15 protein-coding genes and 2 tRNA genes are annotated in these 23,803 nt (G+C 59.4%); 12 read left to right on the top strand and 5 right to left on the bottom strand.

Annotation, left to right across the window (positions count from 1 at the left end; genetic code table 11):
* Window positions 1–69 precede the first annotated feature (69 nt).
* A tRNA-Leu gene (locus ACRC4F_RS12170) sits at window positions 70–156 on the bottom strand.
* Window positions 157–322: 166 nt separating this feature from the next.
* Window positions 323–409: transfer RNA gene (locus ACRC4F_RS12165), tRNA-Leu, on the bottom strand.
* A 226-nt stretch (window positions 410–635) separates the two neighbouring features.
* On the opposite strand from ACRC4F_RS12165, the gene rnr reads away from it, so the two are divergent.
* The 7 genes from rnr (at window position 636) to dnaB (ending at window position 7,951) form a co-directional block, all read left to right on the top strand.
* Entirely contained in the window at window positions 636–3,266 is a 2,631-nt protein-coding gene (rnr, locus tag ACRC4F_RS12160) for a ribonuclease R (protein ID WP_438659524.1), read from the top strand.
* Window positions 3,263–4,030, top strand: coding sequence for a 23S rRNA (guanosine(2251)-2'-O)-methyltransferase RlmB (gene rlmB, locus ACRC4F_RS12155; protein ID WP_438659523.1), 768 nt, complete (start codon window positions 3,263–3,265; stop codon window positions 4,028–4,030). Before rnr ends, rlmB begins: the two co-directional genes overlap by 4 nt.
* 315 nt (window positions 4,031–4,345) lie before the next feature.
* Window positions 4,346–4,768 (top strand): 30S ribosomal protein S6, encoded by a 423-nt coding sequence (rpsF, locus tag ACRC4F_RS12150; RefSeq protein ID WP_003217491.1) that lies wholly within the window; start codon window positions 4,346–4,348, stop codon window positions 4,766–4,768.
* Window positions 4,769–4,796: 28 nt separating this feature from the next.
* A complete protein-coding gene (gene rpsR, locus ACRC4F_RS12145; protein ID WP_002551829.1) occupies window positions 4,797–5,027 on the top strand; it encodes a 30S ribosomal protein S18 in 231 nt (76 codons plus the stop codon).
* Between the two features lie 36 nt (window positions 5,028–5,063).
* Window positions 5,064–5,957, top strand: coding sequence for a hypothetical protein (locus tag ACRC4F_RS12140; protein WP_219093637.1), 894 nt, complete (start codon window positions 5,064–5,066; stop codon window positions 5,955–5,957).
* Between the two features lie 19 nt (window positions 5,958–5,976).
* Window positions 5,977–6,423: a 50S ribosomal protein L9 gene (gene rplI / locus ACRC4F_RS12135; protein ID WP_003197251.1), complete on the top strand. Its 447-nt coding sequence runs from the start codon at window positions 5,977–5,979 to the stop codon at window positions 6,421–6,423.
* A gap of 133 nt (window positions 6,424–6,556) precedes the next feature.
* Complete coding sequence (dnaB, locus tag ACRC4F_RS12130) at window positions 6,557–7,951, top strand: replicative DNA helicase (protein WP_109627711.1); 1,395 nt, start codon at window positions 6,557–6,559, stop codon at window positions 7,949–7,951.
* A gap of 53 nt (window positions 7,952–8,004) precedes the next feature.
* On the opposite strand, the gene ACRC4F_RS12125 is transcribed toward dnaB, so the two are convergent.
* Entirely contained in the window at window positions 8,005–11,709 is a 3,705-nt protein-coding gene (locus ACRC4F_RS12125; protein WP_438659522.1) for an NEL-type E3 ubiquitin ligase domain-containing protein, read from the bottom strand.
* Between the two features lie 212 nt (window positions 11,710–11,921).
* Between ACRC4F_RS12125 and ACRC4F_RS12120 the strand changes: the two genes are divergently transcribed.
* The 4 genes from ACRC4F_RS12120 to ACRC4F_RS12105 all read left to right on the top strand — a co-directional run bounded on the left by ACRC4F_RS12120 (window position 11,922) and on the right by ACRC4F_RS12105 (window position 21,641).
* Window positions 11,922–14,225 (top strand): YgiQ family radical SAM protein, encoded by a 2,304-nt coding sequence (locus tag ACRC4F_RS12120; protein WP_438659521.1) that lies wholly within the window; start codon window positions 11,922–11,924, stop codon window positions 14,223–14,225.
* Window positions 14,226–14,901: 676 nt separating this feature from the next.
* Window positions 14,902–18,177, top strand: a complete 3,276-nt coding sequence (locus ACRC4F_RS12115; RefSeq protein ID WP_438659520.1) for a DUF2126 domain-containing protein — start codon at window positions 14,902–14,904, stop codon at window positions 18,175–18,177.
* An 87-nt stretch (window positions 18,178–18,264) separates the two neighbouring features.
* On the top strand, window positions 18,265–20,751 hold the full coding sequence (locus ACRC4F_RS12110) for a circularly permuted type 2 ATP-grasp protein (RefSeq protein WP_438659519.1): 2,487 nt from the start codon (window positions 18,265–18,267) through the stop codon (window positions 20,749–20,751).
* A complete protein-coding gene (locus ACRC4F_RS12105) occupies window positions 20,751–21,641 on the top strand; it encodes a transglutaminase family protein (protein WP_438659518.1) in 891 nt (296 codons plus the stop codon). The genes ACRC4F_RS12110 and ACRC4F_RS12105 overlap by 1 nt, the downstream gene beginning before the upstream one ends.
* A gap of 271 nt (window positions 21,642–21,912) precedes the next feature.
* Here ACRC4F_RS12105 and ACRC4F_RS12100 read toward each other — a convergent pair whose 3' ends face one another.
* A complete protein-coding gene (locus ACRC4F_RS12100; RefSeq protein ID WP_007947526.1) occupies window positions 21,913–22,101 on the bottom strand; it encodes a hypothetical protein in 189 nt (62 codons plus the stop codon).
* 68 nt (window positions 22,102–22,169) lie between these two features.
* Entirely contained in the window at window positions 22,170–22,757 is a 588-nt protein-coding gene (locus ACRC4F_RS12095; protein WP_407014588.1) for a TIGR00730 family Rossman fold protein, read from the bottom strand.
* Window positions 22,758–23,100: 343 nt separating this feature from the next.
* Between ACRC4F_RS12095 and azu the strand changes: the two genes are divergently transcribed.
* A complete protein-coding gene (gene azu, locus ACRC4F_RS12090; protein ID WP_438659517.1) occupies window positions 23,101–23,547 on the top strand; it encodes an azurin in 447 nt (148 codons plus the stop codon).
* Window positions 23,548–23,803 lie beyond the last annotated feature (256 nt).

The raw sequence follows: 23,803 nt of genomic DNA, 5'->3' as shown, positions 1-23,803 counted from the left end.
GGCCAGAAACGCAAAAACCCGCTTTCGCGGGTTTTTGTGAAATTCAAGATCGTGACCTTGAATTTGAATTGGTGCCCAGAAGAAGACTCGAACTTCCACGACCTTGCGGTCACCAGCACCTGAAGCTGGCGTGTCTACCAATTTCACCATCTGGGCATAATCTTCAGCGTCGCCGCTGTTGATGTGGCGCACTATACGGAGAGCGTTTTGATCTGTAAACCCCTGATTTAGATTTAATAAATCAGATGTTCAGAATGCAAAAAACCCGCTTTCGCGGGTTTTTGTGCGAGCTTTGAAATTGATCTAATCTCAAACTCGAAATTGGTGCCCAGAAGAAGACTCGAACTTCCACGACCTTGCGGTCACCAGCACCTGAAGCTGGCGTGTCTACCAATTTCACCATCTGGGCAGTATCGGCAACGCTAGTGCGTCGTCGATGGCGCGCACTATACGGAGCGTCTTTTTAACTGTAAACCCCCGGCATCAAAAAAACCTGAAAAATATTACCAGTGGCGTTCAAGTAAGCTTTTCCGTGTCGATAAAGGGCTTTAGACGGGCTCTCACAGCCTGAAATTTCCCGTTTCATTACGCCTATGCCAAACTAACCCGCATATAGACAAGGTGAAAACTCTCTAATGGCCGATTGGCAGTCCCTCGATCCCGAGGCCGCTCGTGAAGCGGAAAAATATGAAAACCCTATTCCTAGCCGCGAACTGATCCTTCAGCATCTTGCTGATCGGGGTTCGCCTGCTAACCGCGAGCAGCTGGTGGAAGAGTTTGGTCTGACCACAGAAGACCAGATCGAAGCCCTGCGCCGCCGTCTGCGCGCCATGGAGCGCGATGCTCAACTCATCTATACCCGTCGCGGCACCTATGCGCCGGTGGACAAGCTCGACCTGATCCTCGGCCGCATCAGCGGTCACCGTGACGGCTTCGGCTTCCTGGTCCCGGACGACGGCAGTGACGACCTGTTCATGAGCCCGGCGCAAATGCGTCTGGTGTTCGATGGCGACCGTGCGCTGGCCCGTGTATCTGGCCTCGACCGCCGTGGTCGCCGCGAAGGCATGATCGTCGAAGTGGTCTCCCGTGCCCACGAGACCATCGTCGGCCGTTACTTCGAAGAGGGCGGTATCGGCTTCGTCGTTGCCGACAATCCGAAGATTCAGCAAGAAGTGCTGGTCACCCCGGGTCGCAACGCCAACGCGCAGGTCGGTCAATTCGTCGAAGTGAAGATCACTCACTGGCCGACGCCACGCTTCCAGCCGCAAGGCGACGTGGTTGAAGTCGTGGGCAACTACATGGCGCCGGGCATGGAAATCGACGTTGCCCTGCGCACCTACGATATTCCGCACGTCTGGCCTGAGGCGGTGCTCAAGGAAGCCGCCAAGCTCAAGCCTGAAGTCGAAGAGAAAGACAAAGAGAAGCGCATCGACCTGCGTCATCTGCCGTTCGTCACCATCGATGGTGAAGATGCGCGCGACTTCGATGACGCGGTGTACTGCGAAGCCAAGCCGGGCAAGCTGCGCCTGTTCTCCGGCGGCTGGAAGTTGTACGTGGCGATTGCCGACGTTTCCAGCTACGTGAAAATCGGTTCGGCCCTGGATAACGAATCCCAGGTTCGCGGCAACTCGGTGTACTTCCCTGAGCGCGTCGTGCCGATGCTGCCGGAGCAGCTGTCCAACGGCCTGTGCTCGCTGAACCCGCACGTCGATCGCCTGGCCATGGTTTGCGAGATGACCATCTCCAAATCCGGCGAGATGACCGACTACTGCTTCTACGAAGCGGTGATTCACTCCCACGCCCGCCTGACCTACAACAAGGTCAGCGCGATGCTGGAAACGCCGAAAATCACCGAGGCGCGTCAGCTTCGCGGTGAATACAACGACGTTCTGCCGCACCTCAAGCAGCTCTACGCGCTGTACAAGGTGCTGCTGGCTGCTCGTCACGTACGTGGCGCGATCGATTTCGAAACCCAGGAAACCCGGATCATCTTCGGCACCGAGCGCAAGATCGCCGAGATCCGTCCGACCGTTCGCAACGACGCACACAAGCTGATCGAGGAATGCATGCTGGCGGCCAACGTGGCCACCGCCGAATTCCTGAAGAAGCACGAAATCCCCGCGCTGTATCGCGTCCACGATGGTCCGCCGCCGGAGCGTCTGGAAAAACTGCGCGCCTTCCTCGGCGAGCTCGGCCTTTCCCTGCACAAGGGCAAGGACGGCCCGTCGCCGAAGGATTACCAGGCCTTGCTGGCCAGCATCAAGGACCGTCCGGATTTCCACCTGATCCAGACCGTCATGCTGCGCTCGTTGAGCCAGGCTGTGTACAGCGCCGATAACCAGGGCCACTTCGGCCTGAATTACGAAGCCTATACCCACTTCACCTCACCGATCCGCCGCTACCCGGACTTGCTCACGCACCGGGCGATCCGCAGCGTGATCCATTCGAAACAGGACACCCCGCACGTTCGCCGTGCCGGCGCGATGACCATTCCGAAAGCGCGCATCTATCCGTACGACGAAGCGGCGCTGGAACAGCTCGGCGAGCAATGCTCGATGAGCGAACGCCGTGCCGACGAAGCGACCCGCGACGTGGTGAACTGGCTCAAGTGCGAGTTCATGAAAGACCGCGTGGGCGAATCGTTCCCGGGTGTGATCACCGCCGTGACCGGTTTTGGCCTGTTCGTCGAACTGACCGACATCTACGTCGAAGGCCTGGTGCACGTCACCGCGCTCCCGGGCGATTACTACCACTTCGACCCTGTGCATCACCGCCTCGCTGGTGAGCGTACCGGTCGCAGCTTCCGCCTCGGCGATACCGTTGAAGTGCGCGTCATGCGCGTTGATCTCGACGAGCGCAAGATCGACTTCGAGATGGCGGAAAAAACCATCAGCGCGCCGATCGGTCGCAAGAAGCGCGGGACTGAAAAGGCTGAGCCAGCCGCCAAGGCCGCAGCCAAAACCGCTGCAGAGCCGGCTCCGGCGAAAACCGGTCGTCGTCCTGCCAAGGAAAAGGCTGTCGAAGCCTATCGCCCAAGCGATGCCGCGGCGAAAAATGCCGAGCTGCGTAAAAGCCGTGAATTGAAGCAGGCGTTGTTGTCTGAAGCGAAAAGCGGCGGTAAAGCGGCGTCTGGGGGAAAGACCGGACGGTCGGCGCCTGACAAGGCTCCCGGCAGCAAGCCAAGCAAACACCGTAAAGGCCCGCCGAAAGCGGGTTCGGCTCCAGCCAAAAGCGGCGGGGCGCGTAAACCTAAGGCCAAGTCATGAGTCATTTGGAAAAAATCTACGGCGTGCACGCGGTAGAAGCGTTGCTGCGTCACCACCCGAAGCGCGTCAAGCAGATCTGGCTGGCTGAAGGCCGCAGTGATCCGCGGGTGCAGACGCTGATCGAGCTTGCCGCCGAAAACCGTGTGGCTGTCGGCAATGCCGAGCGTCGCGAGCTGGATGCCTGGGTTGATGGCGTGCACCAGGGCGTGGTGGCGGACGTAAGTCCGAGCCAGGTCTGGGGCGAAGCAATGCTCGACGAGCTGCTCGATCGCACCGAAGGCGCACCGCTGTTGCTGGTGCTCGACGGCGTGACCGATCCGCACAACCTCGGCGCTTGCCTGCGTTCGGCCGATGCGGCCGGAGCGCTGGCGGTGATCGTGCCAAAGGACAAGTCAGCGACCCTGACCCCGACCGTACGAAAAGTCGCTTGTGGCGCGGCGGAAGTGATTCCGTTGGTCGCCGTGACCAACCTGGCGCGCACCCTGGAAAAACTCAAGCAGCGTGGCTTGTGGGTTGTCGGTACGGCGGGCGAGGCCGAGCAGAGTCTGTATCAGCAAGACATGACCGGCCCGACCATCCTGATCATGGGGGCCGAAGGCAGCGGCATGCGTCGCCTGACCCGCGATCTTTGCGACTACCTGGTGCACCTGCCGATGACCGGTAGCGTCAGCAGTCTCAACGTGTCGGTGGCGACCGGCGTTTGCCTGTTCGAGGCCCAGCGCCAGCGCAGCGTCAAAGCTGCTGGAACCGCCAAGAAGTCCTGATCCGCTGCAAATCCCCTGTGGGAGCGAGCCTGCTCGCGATAGCGGCGTAACATTCAGCATAAAAAGTGAATGTCATGCCCCCATCGCGAGCAGGCTCGCTCCCACAGTGGTTTGTGGTGTGGCGAAATTGGATGAGTGAACGAACTGTTCAAATAATCACCAATTGCCTTGCACCTCTCCTGTCCCTTCTCTACAATTGCGCCCCTTGCTGTGACGGCAGGCACGCATGTGTCTATCGCCAGCAAGTCCATAAGTGTCATTCACTCCTTGTCTGACCGCTTTTGAGCGGCAGGCTACAACCCGTAAGGAGCATTCATGCGTCATTACGAAATCATCTTTTTGGTCCACCCGGATCAAAGCGAGCAAGTCGGCGGCATGGTTGAGCGTTACACCAAGCTGATCGAAGAAGACGGCGGCAAAATCCACCGTCTGGAAGATTGGGGCCGTCGTCAACTGGCCTACGCAATCAACAATGTTCACAAGGCTCACTACGTGATGCTGAACGTTGAATGCACTGGCAAGGCCCTGGCCGAGCTGGAAGACAACTTCCGCTACAACGATGCAGTGATCCGTAACCTGGTCATCCGTCGCGAAGAAGCCGTTACCGGCCAATCCGAGATGCTCAAGGCTGAAGAAAACCGCAGTGAGCGCCGTGAGCGTCGCGACCGTCCTGAGCACGAAGGCGCTGAAAGCGCTGATAGTGATGACAGCGACAACAGCGATAACGCTGACGAGTAATCCACGGACCTTTTAAGGAGCCTATCAAATGGCACGTTTCTTCCGTCGTCGTAAATTCTGCCGCTTCACCGCTGAAGACGTGAAAGAGATCGATTACAAAGATCTCAACACTCTGAAAGCCTACGTATCCGAGACCGGCAAAATCGTTCCAAGCCGCATCACCGGTACCAAAGCTCGTTATCAGCGTCAGCTGGCCACCGCTATCAAGCGCGCCCGCTTCCTGGCCCTGCTGGCCTACACCGACAGCCACGGCCGCTGAGACCGGGCAGTCGACACGTAGCAAAGGATTGAATGCATGCGCGCCTTAGCTGAGTTCATCATGCGCGGCCGTATGCAGGCCACTCTGGTAGTGGCTGGATGCGCAATATTGCCGTTGTTGTATTGGTTGGGTGCTGCCGCTGGATGCCTTGTGCTCCTGCGGCGCGGATTGAAGGACGCCATTGGCGTACTTGCTCTGGGACTGCTGCCGGCGTTGATCTGGTGGCTTTACTCCGATGACCCACGGGCACTTCTGGTGCTGCTGGGGTCTTCGAGCCTTGCGTTGGTTTTGCGCGCAAGCGAGTCCTGGAACCGCGTGCTGCTGGTCAGCATAGCGATGGGAGTGGTGTTTGCAGTGGTGCTGGGGACAGTTTTTGCTCCCCAAATCGAGATGCTGGCGCAGGCTTTGATAAAGGTCATGCCGTCGCTACTCGGTGATGTCTACCAGAAGTTGTCGGTAGACGAGCAAGCGCATTTTGCGTCCCTGATTGCACCGGTCCTGACCGGCCTGATTGCGGCCTTGTTGCAAATCGTCAGTGTGCTGAGCCTGATTGTCGGGCGCTACTGGCAGGCGTTGTTGTACAACCCGGGTGGTTTTGGTCGCGAGTTTCGCGCCATCCGATTCCCGCTTTTACCGGCGATGTTGCTGCTGGCGTTCATGCTTCTGGGGCCGAACATCGGTCCTCAGATGGCCATGTTGACGCCGTTGTGCAGCGTACCGCTGGTGTTCGCCGGGCTGGCCCTGATTCACGGGCTGGTGGCGCAAAAGCGACTGGCCAGGTTCTGGCTGGTGGGGTTGTACGTCACGCTGTTGCTGTTCATGCAGCTGATCTATCCGTTGCTGGTGGTCTTGGCCATCGTCGACAGCCTGATTGATTTTCGCGGTCGTTCGGCGCCGAAAGACGCCGATAGCGCGAACGGTGAAGGTTAAAAGTTAAGAGGATTTTCACATGCAACTGATCCTTCTGGAAAAAGTCACCAACCTGGGCAACCTGGGTGACAAAGTAAACGTCAAGGCTGGTTACGGTCGTAACTACCTGCTGCCTTACGGCAAAGCTACCGCTGCGACCGCTGCCAACCTGGCTGCGTTCGAAGAGCGTCGCGCTGAGCTGGAAAAAGCCGCAGCAGACCGTAAGACTTCGGCTGAAAGCCGTGCCGCCCAACTGGCTGAGCTGGAAGTGACTATCACTGCCACCGCTGGTGACGAAGGCAAGCTGTTCGGTTCGATCGGTACTCACGACATCGCTGATGCACTGACCGCCTCTGGCGTTGAAGTTGCAAAAAGCGAAGTTCGTCTGCCGAACGGCACCATCCGCAACGTAGGCGAATTCGACGTAGCCGTGCACCTGCACGCCGAAGTTGAAGCCACCGTACGCGTTGTCGTGGTAGCAGCTTAAGTAGTACTTGTCGGCTGGCACCCTTGGGTGCTTGCCGGTAACATCGGGCACGATCCTGTTTACAGGTCGTGCCCTTTGTCTTTCTGCAGTTCCTGTTTTTCACACCCTGCTTTTCTAATATAACCAAGTGGCCATGAACGATATCTCCGCTCCCGAGCAATACGATCTGCAAACCGCTGCCCTGAAGGTGCCGCCGCATTCCATCGAGGCCGAACAGGCCGTGCTCGGTGGTCTGATGCTGGACAACAACGCCTGGGAACGCGTGCTTGATCAAGTCTCCGACGGCGATTTCTATCGACATGACCACCGCCTGATCTTCCGCGCGATCGCCAAGCTCGCCGACCAGAACTCCCCCATCGACGTCGTGACCCTTGCCGAGCAGTTGGACAAGGAAGGTCAGACCTCGCAAGTCGGCGGCCTCGGTTACCTGGGTGAGCTGGCGAAGAACACGCCGTCCGTCGCCAACATCAAGGCGTATGCGCAGATCGTCCGCGCACGGGCGACGTTGCGGCAGTTGATCGGCATCGCCACCGAGATTGCCGACAGCGCGTTCAACCCGGAAGGCCGCACGGCTGAAGAGATCCTCGACGAAGCCGAACGGCAGATCTTCCAGATTGCCGAGGCCCGGCCAAAAACCGGCGGCCCGGTAAGCGTGAACGACCTGCTGACCAAGGCCATCGACCGCATCGACACCTTGTTCAACACCGACAACGCCATCACTGGCCTGTCCACCGGCTACACCGACCTCGACGAGAAGACCAGCGGCCTGCAGCCGTCCGACCTGATCATCGTCGCCGGCCGTCCGTCCATGGGTAAAACCACCTTTGCGATGAACCTGGTGGAAAACGCCGTGCTGCGCAGCGACAAGTGCGTACTGGTTTACTCGCTCGAGATGCCAGGCGAATCGCTGATCATGCGTATGCTTTCGTCCCTCGGTCGTATCGACCAGACCAAGGTCCGTGCCGGTCGCCTGGACGACGACGATTGGCCGCGCCTGACCTCGGCGGTCAACCTGCTCAATGATCGCAAGTTGTTTATCGACGACACGGCCGGTATCAGCCCGTCGGAAATGCGCGCACGGACTCGACGCCTGGTGCGTGAGCACGGCGACGTGGCCCTGATCATGATCGACTACCTGCAATTGATGCAGATCCCGGGTTCCGGTGGCGACAACCGGACCAACGAGATTTCCGAGATCTCCCGTTCCTTGAAGGCCCTGGCCAAGGAATTCAACTGCCCGGTGGTGGCGTTGTCCCAGCTCAACCGCTCCCTGGAGCAACGACCGAACAAACGCCCGATCAACTCCGACCTCCGGGAATCCGGAGCGATCGAGCAGGATGCTGACGTGATCATGTTCGTGTACCGGGACGAGGTGTACCACCCGGAAACCGAGCACAAAGGCATCGCCGAGATCATCATCGGCAAGCAGCGGAACGGCCCGATCGGTACGTCGCGACTGGCGTTCATCGGCAAGTACACCCGCTTCGAAAACCTGGCGCCGGGCAGCTACAACTTCGACGACGAGTAACCGCTGGCCGGGATTTGCGGCCAGCAGTCCTCATTTCGTTTCACCCCGGTCGATCAGGCAACGCTGTCTGTGGTGCTGGAAAGGGGTGGTTCGACCAGCTCTTGCTGGGTCAGCTTCTGCATCAACTCGGCTTCCTCAATCGCGAGTTGCGCTTGCAAGTCATCGCTTTGCACCTTGTAAACAGCCTCTGTAATTTGCTCTGCGGCAAGGCGTTCATGCAAGTTGGCCAATCGCTCCTGGTAGGGCTTGCTCTGCGCTTCGAATTGCAGGCGATATTTATTCGTCACGTAATCCAGCCAGAAATCTCTCGAGAGCAACGCATGGCGTTCTTCGGGCGAGTTATCCAGTGCGATGATTTTTTTATAGGCGTCATTCAGCATCTGCGGGGTCACTTTTCCCAACGAGATGAAGTTGACGTGTTCAGGTTGCCCCGGTAACTGAAGCCGATCCTTGAGACCGAAGCGATAAGCCAGCCTGATCTCGATCTCCTCCCCAAGGCGAGGGCGATGCCGTTGCTTAAGCGCTGCCGACGCGGTGGGATCATTGACGATCGCTTCGCTACGCTGGATATCGGCCGATGCGAATTTATCGACCTCATGCAGCCGGAACAGGCCTCGGGATAAAGTCGAGAGTTGCAGACCTTGTGTTTGATCCATGGCCTGGGTGCGCGCCTTGTACACCAGCGACATGATTTCCAGATTGCTGAAGGAAAAGGCAGCACGGTCACAGCAGGTCGGTTCGCCCGCCCGGTCGAACATTTCCCGGCGCAACTTTTCCGATTGCGGACTGTTTTCGCTGATCGTATCCAGTACTGCCCAGACCCTGCGTTGCAAGTCCGCGTGTTCGGTTCCGCCGGTATCCAGACGATTGAGGATCTCGAAAAAGGAATCTGCGCCCAGTTGTTCACTCAATGCCTGCCACTGGGCTTTTCTGGCCGATATCTGTGCTTCGGACAAGCCCGTTTTCCAGCGTCGAAAGGGGCCTTCCGCCTGAATTACGCGCCAGGAGCTGATTGGCCGGATCCGTGCGGTTGCTACCAGGCTTGCACGATCGTGAACTGCTGTCACCCCCGCCGCTATCAGTCGATCACCATATTGCCGAACTTGCTCCAGGGTGGCATCCGACAGTGGATTGCGGCTTACATTGGTTACGTCGTTAAGGCGCGCCGTGTGTGCCAGGCGCTCATCGGGCGGCGCGATGACCGAGTCAGGAATCGTTGTGATCCGGTTACCGCTGAGCTCTATTCGGTCAAGCAACGATTGTTCGCCCAGCCCGGTCGGCCAGTTCTCTATGTTTGTGCTCGACAAATAAAGTGAGCGCATATCCGTTATCTGACTGAAATCCGGTGCAATGCCCAATGGATTTTCGCTGAGGATCAATGCTCTGAGCGTTACTCGCCCTGACAGAATCCCGGCAGTTTCCGGGGTAAGAATGATCTGGTTTTTCTGCAGAAACAGGCGCGTCATGCTGTGCATTTCGCCGACTGCTGGAGGAAGATCTCGCAGTTGATTGTTCGACAGGTCTAGCCAGCGTACGTGTCGGAAGCGTGAGAGGAAGCCTTCCGGAGAAGCACTCAGGTACATGTTGTTCAACTTCAGTGAGCCGACATGGCTGAAATCAACATCCAGATCGGGCAAGCTCGGCAGGATCAGGCCGCTCAGATCGAGCTCCAGGCCGATGGGCGTTCCGTCATTGGCGAGCATCTGCGGTGTTTCCCGTCTCCAGCATTTCAATATTCGATTACGTGCTTCGTACCGATCAGCCACCACACCATGTTCAAGTCGAATCTGGTTCGCCCGTACGTAGCGCTGATGAGTGCCGCCTCCGGAGAAAGACCATGCACTCAAGTGTTCCTCCAGCGAATTGAATTCCCGCTCGAGCCGAACCAGCTCGGTTTCGACCCTTGCGCCTGACTCGAAGATGAATAGACGGGCCTGCGAAAGGGAATTGTCCGGGAACATTCGCTGCCACCGTTCAATTCGGGGATCGGCGCAATAGAATGCGCCGGGCTTGGCACTCGCGAGCAGGTTGGGGTGAACCCGACCCAGGCGTTGCCAGTAGCTGTCAAAGTGTTGCCAGTAGTCGGCAGGAAAAGCGTTGCCCTCCAGCAGCGTGACGTTGTTGATGCGGGCGGTGACTTCGAGCTGATCGACGGGAGGGTTGAAGTGGGTCTGTGGAACCTCCTTCAATCGATTGTTGCGCAAGTCGACGACGTCCAGGCCGTTCTGGTTTTGCAATCCTGTCGGCCATTGATCGATACCGGTGCGGCGGAGATTGAGCATCTTTAACCCGGACATGTTGCTGAAATCGGGAAGTATGCCCAGTGCATTGCCTGACAGATCGATGTTTTCAAGCTTGCCCAATGCGCTCAGCCGAAGCGCGCTTTGTTCATCCAGTGTGATGCGGTTCGAATGCAGATCAAGCGAGGTCAATTGGGGCATGTCATTGATCGAGGCGGGCAGTTTTTCCAGCCGGGATTGGGTGATGCTCAAGTTCTTCAGTGTGGGGAAGCAGTCGAGGAAGGTGTCGGCCCCAGTCGACCAGTTGATTGATTTGAGCTCAAGCGTTTCGATATGGCTGAAATCCGCGCGCAACGCCGGCAGAATTACGCCCTCATGCGCCAAGGTGAATGTTGTCCCTGTTTCCCGGCGCCAACAACGCAGGATCTCTTTAGCAGAAGCGTCGGAAGATGACCGAGTATTTTCCTGTTTCATTGCGCGCAATTGCTGTTTGAGCGTCGCGTACTCGGTTTCCCGGCGAGTCAGTCCTCCCGCAACATCGTCTCCCAATGACTGGATAAAAGCGGTGACCTGCTCGTGGTCAAAGGACGGAAACAGTTTGCGAACACGGGCTCGCGGGTTATTCATCAGGCCAACGAGTGCACTTAGCCGAGTGGCCAACGGACTTCTGCCAGAGCGGTTCGGCCCCGACCACATTCCACCCGCGCCCCCGACAACGAGACCGGTCCAGCCTGTCTGCACGTTGAAAATAACTGCTTCAGAGCGGCCGGGCCGCGTCGCCACATAAAGGTTATCGGCGTCCAGGGCGATGGGATCTTCAGGGCGTACGATGCGCATTACGGCAACCTGCGCAGATGACGCATCCCTGTCATGCAGCACCTGATAAGCATGGTCCTCGATGACCGCATAGAGTTTCCCGTCGTGCTGGTGTAGCCCTTTGCTGTCAGGGTCGACACCGGTGAAATCCAGCTGGGTCCGGAAGGCTTCCAGTCGGGTGGCGGTCAAGGAAAAGGTCATTGACTCCAGATCATCCAGCCGATGCCAGAGCGTGCTGTCGGGATCTCGCACGAGCATCGGTCCTGAAGCTTGAAGTTCGTTCGGCAGCTTGGCCCGGTACAGGCCACTATCAGGATCCTGGCCGACAGGTACGGTGCCGGCGTCGAACACGTCGACGAACAGACGGCCCTTGAACGTCCTGAAACCTTGCGCGTCAGCTGTCGGCAAGTGGGCGGCAGAAGCGATGCGGTAATCGTCCAGTGGGCGGTGGGCGGAACTGAGAGGGGGAGGCGCGGGGGGCTGTAGCTCCCGGATGGTTACCGATGGCACTGGGGTGATGGCATCCAGGTCGGCGTCCCCTGATGCCCGGCCTGATTCCCTGGGTTTTTGTGGATGCCACAGGGAGGATGAGCCATCGAGACGGGGCGGCGAATCTGCCCGCAATGGGGGCTCGTTCAGCGGTCGGCGCGGGATATCAACTTCGACGGTGGTGGTGCTTCTGTTAGGTGGTTTCGGTGACATTGACTCTCATCCTTGAGCGATTCAGCACCCATGAAGGGGGTACTGACGAGGTGATTGGCTTCATTGCCGATTGTGTAAACGCCTGAAAACTATTTCGATTATTGATGAACGGCGGTCGGGGCGAAGAGAAACCGACTGCTGTCGTCGGAATTGGTCAAAATTTGTGCTATATTCCGCGCCCGCGATTTTTCATCTCAACACCGGTCATCGACATGCAAGCAGCCAAGCCGTTATTTGACTATCCAAAATATTGGGCCGAATGTTTCGGACCCGCGCCATTCCTGCCGATGAGCAGGGAGGAGATGGATCAGCTTGGCTGGGATTCATGCGACATCATCATCGTTACCGGTGATGCGTACGTCGACCACCCGTCTTTCGGCATGGCAATCATTGGCCGGCTGCTGGAGTCGCAAGGCTTCCGCGTCGGGATCATTGCCCAGCCAAACTGGCAGTCCAAAGACGACTTCATGAAGCTCGGCGAGCCGAACCTGTTCTTCGGCGTCGCGGCCGGCAACATGGATTCGATGATCAACCGCTACACCGCCGACAAGAAAATCCGTTCCGATGACGCCTACACCCCCGGTGGCATGGCAGGTAAACGTCCGGACCGCGCGAGCCTGGTTTACAGCCAGCGCTGCAAGGAAGCCTACAATCACGTGCCGATCGTGCTCGGTGGCATCGAAGCCTCCCTGCGCCGCATCGCCCACTACGACTACTGGCAGGACCGGGTGCGCAACTCGATCCTGATCGACGCCTGCGCCGACATCCTGCTCTACGGCAACGCCGAGCGCGCGATCGTCGAAGTCGCCCAGCGTCTGTCCTACGGTCACAAGATCGAAGACATCACTGATGTGCGCGGCACGGCGTTTATCCGTCGCGATACGCCAAAAGACTGGTACGAAGTCGATTCCACGCGTATCGACCGTCCGGGCAAGGTCGACAAGATCATCAACCCGTACGTCAACACCCAGGACACCCAGGCCTGCGCCATCGAGCAGGAAAAAGGTCCGGTTGAAGATCCAAGCGAAGCCAAGGTCGTGCAGATCCTGGCCAGCCCGAAAATGACCCGCGACAAGACCGTGATCCGTCTGCCGTCGGTTGAAAAAGTCCGTGGCGACGCCGTTCTTTACGCTCACGCCAACCGCGTGCTTCACCTGGAAACCAACCCGGGCAACGCCCGTGCGCTGGTACAGAAGCATGGCGAAGTCGACGTCTGGTTCAACCCGCCGCCGATTCCGATGACCACCGAAGAAATGGACTACGTGTTCGGCATGCCTTACGCACGAGTCCCGCACCCGGCGTACGGCAAGGAAAAAATCCCGGCCTACGACATGATCCGCTTCTCGGTGAACATCATGCGTGGCTGCTTCGGCGGCTGTACGTTCTGCTCGATCACCGAGCACGAAGGCCGGATCATCCAGAACCGTTCCGAAGAGTCGATCATTCGCGAAATCGAAGAGATCCGCGACAAGGTGCCAGGCTTCACCGGCGTCATTTCCGACCTCGGCGGCCCGACCGCAAACATGTACCGCATTGCCTGCAAGACTCCGGAAATCGAATCCGCGTGCCGTAAGCCATCGTGCGTGTTTCCTGGCATTTGCCCGAACCTGAACACTGACCACTCGTCGCTGATCCAGCTCTATCGCAGCGCCCGTGCGTTGCCGGGTGTGAAGAAGATCCTGATCGCCTCCGGCCTGCGCTACGACCTTGCAGTCGAGTCGCCGGAATACGTCAAGGAGCTGGTGACTCACCACGTCGGTGGTTACCTGAAGATCGCCCCGGAGCACACCGAGGAAGGTCCGCTCAACCAGATGATGAAACCGGGCATTGGCAGCTATGACAAGTTCAAGCGCATGTTCGAGAAGTACACCAAGGAAGCCGGGAAAGAGCAGTACCTGATTCCGTACTTCATCGCCGCTCACCCGGGCACCACCGACGAAGACATGATGAACCTGGCCCTGTGGCTCAAGGGTAACGGCTTCCGCGCCGACCAGGTGCAGGCGTTCTACCCGTCGCCGATGGCCACCGCCACCGCGATGTACCACTCGGGCAAGAACCCGCTGCGCAAGGTCACTTACAAGAGCGACGCGGTGACCATCGTCAAGAGCGAAGAGCAGCGTCGCCTGCACAAGGCGTTCTTGCGTTATCACGACCCGAAAGGCTGGCCGATGCTGCGTGAAGCGCTGACCCGCATGGGCCGCGCCGACCTGATCGGGCCGGGCAAGAACCAGTTGATCCCGCTGCATCAGCCGGCCACCGACAGCTACCAGAGCGCTCGTCGCAAGAACTCGACGCCAGCCGGTAGTCACAAAGTCGCGGGTGAGAAGACCACCAAAATCCTGACCCAGCACACGGGCTTGCCACCGCGCGCCAGTGATGGTGGTAATCCATGGGACAAGCGTGAACAGGCCAAGGCGGCGGCATTCGCCCGCAACCAGCAGGCAGCCAAGGAGCGCAAGGATGCGGCCAAAGGCAAAGGGCCAAAGCCTGCGCGTAAGCCGGTTGTGCCGCGCTAAGCCTCGCTTGAGCTGAACAGAACGCCAACCTTCGGGTTGGCGTTGTGCGTTGTGGCTGCTGGAAATTGTGCTGTGTCAGTAGGATCCACCCTTCATCGGAACGCCGCCCGCCCAGCCCTCTCCCCATGGGGGAAAGGGAGCCGATCTCCAAGCCTTTCAAACCTGAGTTCGGCTCGATCTCTCAGGTCGATATAGCTCTAAGAACAACTCGGTCAGTCCCCTCTCCCCACAGGGGAGAGGGGGAAAGGGAGCCGATCTCCATGCGTTTCAAACCTGAGTTCGGCTCGATCTCTCAGGTCGATGTCGCTCTAAGAACAACTCGGTCAGTCCCCTCTCCCCACAGGGGAGAGGGGGAAAGGGAGCCGATCTCCATGCGTTTCAAACCTGAGTTCGGCTCGATCTCTCAGGTCGATGTAGCTCTAAGAACAACTCGGTCAGTCCCCTCTCCCCCCGGGAGAGGGCTAGGGTGAGGGCTGGATCCCAAGTCGAACACAAAGTCCGAGCCCGACCTAACCCCCCTCCGCAACATTTCCGTGCAACTCCTCCCAACCAATTTCCCGCATCGCCCGATTTTGGTGCTGTACTGCCTCAAGCAACCGAAGAAAGCGCCAGCGCCGCTGGATGGCATAAGTTTTGCGCGCTTTCCAATACGCTTAAGGCTCGCAGGAGGCACGCCGTGTCGATTCATGTCGCATTGCACCACGTCACGCATTACCGCTACGACCGCGCCGTCGAGCTCGGTCCGCAGATCGTTCGCCTGCGCCCGGCCGCCCACAGTCGTACGCGGATATTGTCCTATGCGCTGAAAGTTTCTCCCGAACAGCATTTCATCAACTGGCAGCAGGACCCCCAAGGCAATTACCTGGCGCGGTTGGTGTTCCCGGAGAAAACCAACGAGCTGCGGATCGAGGTCGATCTGCTCGCGGAGATGGCGGTCTTCAATCCCTTCGACTTCTTCCTCGAGCCCTATGCAGAGAAGATCCCGTTCACCTACGCCGCGGACGAGCGCAAGGAACTGGCGCCGTACCTGGAAACCTTGCCCCTGACGCCGAAGTTCAAGGCCTATCTGGACGGCATCGACCGCACACCGCTGCCGAGCGTGGATTTCCTCGTGGCGCTCAACCAGCGCCTTAGCGAAGACATCGGCTATCTGATCCGCATGGAACCCGGCGTACAAACCCCCGAACACACCCTCGAACACGCCTCCGGTTCCTGCCGCGACTCGGCGTGGTTGCTGGTGCAACTGCTGCGCAACCTCGGGCTGGCGGCGCGTTTCGTCTCCGGATACCTGATTCAACTCACCGCCGACGTCAAAAGCCTCGACGGCCCCTCGGGTACGGAAGTGGACTTCACCGACCTGCACGCCTGGTGCGAGGTGTATTTGCCCGGTGCCGGCTGGATCGGCCTGGACGCGACGTCAGGGCTGTTTGCCGGTGAAGGACACATTCCGTTGGCGTGCAGTCCCGATCCGGGCTCAGCGGCACCGATCAGCGGCCTGGTGGAACCGTGCGAGTGCGAGTTCACTCACGAAATGTCCGTGGAGCGGATTTGGGAAGCACCGCGGGTCACCAAGCCCTACACCGAAGACCAGTGGCTGGCGATCCAGGCGCTGGGCCGGCAGATCGATGCCGATCTGCTGGCAGGCGACGTGCGCCTGACCATGGGCGGCGAGCCGACCTTCGTGTCCATCGATGACCCGGACGGCGCCGAGTGGAACACCGCCGCGCTCGGGCCGGACAAACGCCGGCTGTCGGCTGAACTTTTCCAACGCATGCGTAAACATTACGCGCCCAAGGGCCTGGTGCATTTTGGTCAGGGCAAGTGGTATCCCGGCGAGCAACTGCCACGCTGGTCACTCAACTGCTATTGGCGCCGTGATGGCGTGCCGATCTGGCACAACAGCGCGCTGATCGCCGATGAGCAGGAAGACTACGGTGCCGATGGCGAACTGGCCGGGCGATTTCTGGCGAGCGTCGCCGAACGCCTGAAAATTCCGACACGCTTTGTGTTCCCGGCCTACGAAGACAATTTCTACTACCTCTGGCGCGAAGGCACGTTGCCGCAGAACGTCAGTGCCGAAGACTCACGCCTCGAAGAACCACTGGAGCGGGCGCGCCTGCGTAAAGTCTTCAGCCAGGGCCTGGACAAGGTGATCGGTCAGGTCCTGCCACTGGCGCGCACCGCCAAGGGTGATCAATGGCAAAGCGGTCGCTGGTATCTGCGTGACGAGCATTGTCGATTGGTGCCGGGGGATTCGCCGCTGGGTTATCGCTTGCCGCTCGGTTCGCAGCCTTGGGTAAAAGCCGCCGAGTATCCGTTCATCTACCCGAACGACCCGAACCAGGAATTCCCCGCGCTTCCAGACACTCAGCAACTGAACAGTCCGGGATCAGCGGCCGAGACGGTCGAGCGCGACCTGGAGATCGATGAATCCGCCGATTGGCTGACCCGCACCGCGTTCTGCGCCGAGGCGCGGGAAGGTCGGTTGTACCTGTTCATGCCGCCGCTGGAACGGGTCGAGGACTATCTGGAACTGGTCACCGCAATCGAAGCCACGGCGCAGGAACTGCATTGCCCGATTTTGCTGGAAGGCTATGAGCCACCGAGTGATCCACGCCTGAGCAACTTCCGCATCACCCCCGATCCGGGCGTGATCGAGGTTAACGTGCAGCCGTCCGCCACCTGGGACGAGCTGGTCGAGCGCACCGAGTTTCTGTACGAAGAAGCACGCCAGACCCGACTGACCACCGAGAAATTCATGATCGACGGACGGCACACCGGCACCGGCGGCGGTAACCATTTCGTCCTGGGTGGCGCGACGCCGGCGGACTCACCGTTTTTGCGCCGGCCCGATCTGCTGCGCAGCCTGATCAGTTATTGGCATAACCACCCGTCATTGTCCTACCTGTTTTCCGGATTGTTCATCGGCCCGACGTCCCAGGCTCCGCGCGTCGACGAAGCGCGCAACGATGCGTTGTACGAACTGGAAATCGCCTTCGCGCAAATGCCGGAACCGGGCGAGGAGTGCGCGCCATGGCTGGTCGACCGGTTGCTGCGCAACTTGCTGATCGACGTCACCGGTAATACGCACCGCGCCGAGTTCTGCATCGACAAGCTCTACTCGCCGGATGGCGCGACCGGGCGTCTTGGCTTGCTCGAGTTGCGTGCCTTTGAAATGCCGCCACATGCGCGCATGAGCCTGGCGCAACAGTTGTTGCTGCGGGCGCTGGTCGCGCGGTTCTGGCGCGAGCCTTATGCGCCGCCGAAGCTTGCGCGCTGGGGCACGGAGCTGCATGACCGATTCCTGTTGCCGCACTTTATCGAGCAGGATTTCGCCGATGTGATCGTCGATCTCAATGCCGCCGGTTATCCCGTGCGGGCGGAGTGGTTTGCCGCGCATCTGGAGTTTCGCTTTCCGAAGGTCGGCGATTACGCCGTCAGTGGTATCGAGCTGGAAGTGCGTCAGGCGCTGGAGCCGTGGCATGTGCTGGGCGAGGAGGGCGCTGTCGGCGGCACCGTGCGCTACGTGGATTCATCGCTGGAGCGCTTGCAGGTCAAACTCACCGGCCTGGCGCCGCAGCGTTATTTACTGACGTGCAACGGCGTTCCGGTGCCCTTGCAGCCGACCGGGCGAGTCGGTGAGTTTGTCGCTGGCGTGCGCTTCCGTGCCTGGCAACCGGCCAACTGCCTGCAACCGACCATCCCGGTCCACGCGCCGTTGGTGTTCGACCTGCTCGACACCTGGATGCAGCGTTCGCTGGGTGGCTGTCAGTACCACGTCGCCCATCCGGGCGGGCGCAACTACGACAGCCTGCCGGTGAACGCCAATGAGGCCGAGAGCCGGCGGATGGCGCGGTTCTTCCGCATCGGACACAGCCCGGGGAAACTTCCTATACCGAATGTGGAAATTAACGACGAGCTACCGATGACACTCGATTTGCGACGTTTCTAAACCGTACGCGACGCTCGGATTTTTCGTATATCCGGGCGTCATGAGCCTGCGTTAGTCTGACCGTCTTTGCTGTCTGCCGAGCTTTCCATGCCTGACCTGCTTGACCGCTACCCGCTGACGGCGGGCACTTATCACGAACTGCTCGACGACAGCGGCGCCGTAAGGCCGCACTGGCGCCGGTTGTTCGACCAATTGCAACGCAGCACGCCAGCGCAATTGGTGCAGCGTCAGGCCCTGTTGACCCGGCAGATCCAGGAAAACGGCGTGACCTACAACGTCTACGCCGACCCCAAGGGCGCCGATCGGCCGTGGGAACTGGACTTGCTACCGCACGTGATTGCGGCGGATGAGTGGCAGCATTTATCGGCCGGGATCGCCCAGCGGGCTCGGCTGTTGAACTCCGTGCTGGCTGACCTCTATGGCCCGCAGCGCTTGATTGCCGAAGGGCTGCTGCCGGCGGAACTGGTCTTCGGTCACAACAATTTCCTCTGGCCCTGTCAGGGCATTACCCCACCGGACGGGGCCTTTCTGCATTTGTACGCCGTGGATCTGGCACGTACGCCGGACGGCCGCTGGTGGGTGACGGCGGACCGGACTCAAGCGCCATCCGGTGCCGGCTATGCGTTGGAAAACCGCACCATCGTGTCCCGGGCCTTTCCCGAGTTGTACCGGGACCTGAAGGTGCAGCACCTGGCCGGGTTCTTCCGCACGCTTCAGGAAACCCTCGCCCGTCAGGCGCCCAGCGATGATGACGTGCCGCTGATCGTGCTGCTGACGCCAGGGCGTTTCAACGAAAGCTATTTCGAACATCTTTATCTGGCGCGCCAGCTCGGTTATCCACTGGTCGAAGGCGGCGACCTCACAGTGCGCGATGCCACGGTGTACCTGAAAACCCTCAGTGGCCTGCGCCGGGTTCACGCGATCATGCGACGGCTCGACGACGACTTCTGCGATCCGCTGGAACTGCGGACCGATTCGGCGCTCGGCGTGCCGGGTCTGCTCGAAGCCGTGCGGCAGGGGCGGGTGCTGGTGGCCAATGCCCTCGGCAGTGGCGTGCTGGAGTCCCCGGGGTTGCTCGGTTTTCTGCCGAAGATCAATCAATTCCTGTTTGGCGAGGAACTGATCCTTCCCTCCATCGCAACGTGGTGGTGCGGCGAAGCGCCGGTGCTGGCTCAGGCGTTGGAGAAATTGCCGGAGTTGCTGATCAAACCCGCTTTCCCGTCGCAAAGCTTTGCACCCGTGTTTGGCCGCGATCTGAGTGAAAAACAGCGCCAGGCCCTAGCCGAGCGCATGCAGGCACGGCCTTATGCCTATGTCGCGCAAGAATTGGCGCAGTTGTCCCAGGCGCCGATCTGGCAGGCCGAGGACGGTCAGTTGCAACCGCGAGCCATCGGTATGCGTGTGTATGCGGTGGCCAGTCGCGACGGCTATCGAGTGCTGCCCGGCGGTTTGACCCGGGTGGCCGCCGAAGCAGATGCCGAAGTGGTGTCGATGCAGCGCGGCGGTGCGAGCAAAGACACTTGGGTGTTGGGGGATCGTCCTCCCAGCGGCGAGCAATGGAAAACCCAGCGCACGATCGGTGTGCATGATCTGGTTCGACGAGATCCGTACCTGCCGTCGCGGGTGGTCGAGAACCTGTTCTGGTTTGGCCGCTATTGCGAGCGGTGTGATGACAGCGCTCGACTGCTGCGGATCATGCTGGCGCGCTACGTCGATGGCGACGATCCACAGGCTCTGGAAGCGGCGGTCGATCTCGGTGAGCGCCTGAACCTGCTGCCGGACGAAGGCGAGTTGCCCGAACGGCTGTTGGCCGCGTTACTGGGCGATGATTGGCCTTTCAGCCTACGCTCCAACTTGCAGCGCTTGCAGTGGGCGGCTTCGCAAGTGCGCGGCAAGCTCTCGCGGGAAAACTGGCAGGCGCTGGTGGAATTGCAGCGCGAAGCCATGGAGCTGGAAACCGAAGAAGCGGATTTTGGCGAGTTGCTGGATTTCCTCAACCGTCTGGTGATGTCCCTGGCGGCGCTGTCCGGTTTTGCCCTGGACGACATGACCCGGGATGAAGGCTGGCGTTTCCTGATGATCGGCCGGCGGATCGAGCGGCTGCAATTTCTCAGCGGCAGTCTGGCGGCGTTTCTGCGCGGAGCCGGTGCCTTCGATCAGGCCGGGCTGGAATGGCTGCTGGAACTGGGCAACAGCAGCATCACCTACCGTTCGCGGTATCTGGCGGTGGCGCAGTTGATTCCTGTACTTGATCTTTTGCTGCTCGACGAGCAAAACCCTCACGCGGTGCTGTTCCAGTTGAAACTGGTGACCCGCACATTGAAACGCTTGAATGATGACTTCGGCGTGCCTCGCGAAGCGGGTCTGCCGCAACTGGTGGAGCGACTGGCGCGTTTCGATCTGGGTTGCCTGGAGAATTCGCTGTTCGGCGAAGCGAGCGTTCGTGCGGCCATCGAGGGGCTGGCCGATTTACTGCAAGAGATCGCAGACGCCAGCGGACAAGTGTCGGATCGTCTGGCCCTGCGCCATTTCGCCCATGTCGATGATGTCAGCCAGCGCACGGTGTCCGTCTGATGAGCGCTCATTACCAGATTCTCCACGACACCCATTATCACTACGACAGCCCGGTGTCCCTGGCCCAGCAACTCGCGCACCTGTGGCCACGGGCCTGTGCCTGGCAGCGCTGCACCGAGCAGCACTTGCAGATCAGTCCCGACCCGACCTCGCGCCGGGATGAGCTGGATGTGTTTGGCAATCCGCTTACCCGGTTGGCGTTTGAGCGGCCGCACGATGAATTGCTGGTCAACGCCCGACTCACCGTCGAGGTGCTGGCCCGGCCAACGCTGGATTTCAATCAATCCCCCGCGTGGGAAGAAACCCGCAACGCGCTGACCTACAGCAGTCAGCCGCTTTCCCATGCTTTGCTGGAAGCGTGCCGTTACCGGTTCGAGTCGCCCTATGTGCATTTGAAACGCAACTTTGTCGACTTCTCGCAAAGCTGTTTTCCACCGGGCCGGCCGTTGTTGCTGGGCGTCCAGGCATTGATGGAGAAGATTTTCAGCGAATTCACCTTCGACGCCGAAGCGACCCAAGTGGCGACGCCGCTGGTGGAGGTGCTGGAACGTCGACGCGGGGTTTGTCAGGACTTTGCTCACCTGATGCTCGCTTGCGTGCGCTCCCGCGGACTGGCGGCGCGTTACATCAGCGGCTACCTGCTGACCCAGCCACCGCCCGGCCAGCCGCGACTGATCGGCGCCGATGCATCGCATGCCTGGGTTTCAGTGTTTTGCCCGGTGCTTGGCTGGGTGGATTTTGATCCGACCAACAATGTGCAACCGGCGCTGGAGCACATAACCCTGGCCTGGGGTCGGGATTTCTCCGATGTTTCGCCGTTGCGTGGGGTGATTCTGGGGGGAGGCAATCATGACCCTGAAGTCCGCGTCACCGTGATGCCACTCGAATAACAAATGATCCAATGTGGAGCGAGCTTTGTGGCGAGGGGATTTATCCCCGTTGGACTGCGCAGCAGTCCCATTTTTTAGGGCCGCTTCGCGACCCAACGGGGCGGTGCGACGTTTCGCTAAATCCCCTCGCCACAAAGCTATCTCCCACAGGGGGATGTGCGGTGATTTCTGGATGGGGTATTTCAGGATTGGCCTGTGAGGGTCAGCAAGGAACTGCTGACCCTGGACACAGATCCGGTGGGCCTGATCAGATCATCGGGCCCTGAGGGTCTCAGGCGTCGGGCGCCTGATCTTTCGGTGCTTCAGTTTCGTCTGTAGCCACTTCGCCTTCGGCATCCGGGTTCAGTGCTGCTGCTTCTTCTTCAGCTGTAGCTTTCTTGCGCTGAAGCTTTTCCTCTTTCTTCTGCTCCTTGGCCAAGTCTCTCTGACGTTTGGCGAAGGAATAATTAGGTTTAGCCATGGGCGATCCTCTGGGGTCGAAGGTGAGGTTGAGCGGCGCATATTCTGCCCTGTATCGGCACCGAGCCGTTAGCTGGGTTTTTGCTCTGTCCATTTGGGCACCACGGTCGGCTGCCAGGCGTCCAGGGCATCGAGCAGGGTTTGCGGCGATTCGCTCACTTGCAGCATGTCACGGTGCGCTTCACGAACGAAGCCTTCGCCGACGATATGATCAAGAAAACCGGTCAATTTGCTGTAGAAACCGTTCACTTCCAGCAATCCGAGTGGTTTGCCGTGGTAGCCGAGTTGGCCCCAGGTCCAGACTTCGAACAGTTCTTCCAGGGTGCCCAGGCCGCCGGGCAGCGCGATAAATGCGTCGCTGAGCTCGGCCATCCGAGCCTTGCGCGCATGCATCCCGTCGACCACTTCCAGGCGAGTCAGGCCGCTGTGGCCGATTTCCTTGTCTTTCAGGCTTTGCGGGATGATCCCGATCACTTCACCGCCGGCCGCCAGTGCCGCATCGGCGACGATGCCCATCAGCCCGACGGCGCCACCGCCATAAACCAGGGTCAGCTTGCGCTCGGCCAGTGCTCGCCCGAGGGCGACAGCCGCTTCACGATAAGCCGGATTGGTGCCGGTGCTGGCACCGCAAAATATACAAACGGACGCTAAAGACATGCCTTACTCCATGGTCGGGATGGCCACAGAGTAAAGGCAGGCGCGCGGCGCTCCAAGGTCTAAACTTCGCGTTCCGGTGTTTCAAAGGTGCCGCTGGCGCCACAGGCATAAGCGGCGAGCAAACTGCACAAAAAGCTGTTGATGGACATGACAGGCGCTCCAGATGAGAGATGACGCCCTGATGATAGGGCCGGGCCAGACGTCTGGCTGGTAGATTGTTTCGATAGGTGTCATAGCCCGAAAGTTGTATACAATTTTTGATTCAGGTCATAGGAACTTGCGAAGTTTTCAGGCAGTCTTCTGTCCATTCGCACTTTTGTTAACCCTGCCTTGGAGATTCACCATGTTTGCCAAACTTGTTGCGGTATCCCTGCTGACGCTGGCCAGCAGCCAACTGATGGCTGCCGAATGCAAGGTCACTGTCGACTCCACCGATCAGATGTCCTTCGACACCAAGGCCATCGAAATCGACAAAAGCTGCAAAACGTTCACCGTTGAGCTGAAACATTCCGGCAGCTTGCCGAAAAACGTCATGGGCCATAACTGGGTGTTGAGCAAAGAGGCTGACATGCAGCCGATCGCAACCGATGGCCTGGCCGCCGGTATCGACAAGAACTACCTGAAAGATGGTGATACACGGGTCATCGCCCACACCAAAATCATTGGTGCCAAGGAAACCGACTCGGTGACCTTCGACGTGTCGAAGCTCGATGCCAACGAGAAGTACGGCTTCTTCTGCTCGTTCCCGGGCCACATCTCGATGATGAAAGGCACGGTTACGCTGAAGTAAGCGATTCCAGCACATAAAAAAAGCGTCCCGATCGGGACGCTTTTTTTTGTGCCTGACGTTTGACCGCGTCATCGTTCTTCGCTAGCAGGCTAGCTCCCACAGGTACTGCGCTGCCCTTGTGGGAGCTAGCTGTGATCTCTCTGTAGGTTGTTCACTCGGGGCTTTTCCGGGAAATTGGAGGTGCGAACCAAACCAAGTACCTGGAGGCCCCGAGTGAACACTCATAAAAATGCCCGATTAACCGTTTCTGGTCGAG

Source organism: Pseudomonas sp. (genome assembly GCF_051660785.1).
Lineage (GTDB): Bacteria > Pseudomonadota > Gammaproteobacteria > Pseudomonadales > Pseudomonadaceae > Aquipseudomonas.
The sequence above is the reverse complement of the archived record's forward strand: the minus strand, read 5'-3'. Positions and strand labels throughout refer to the sequence as shown.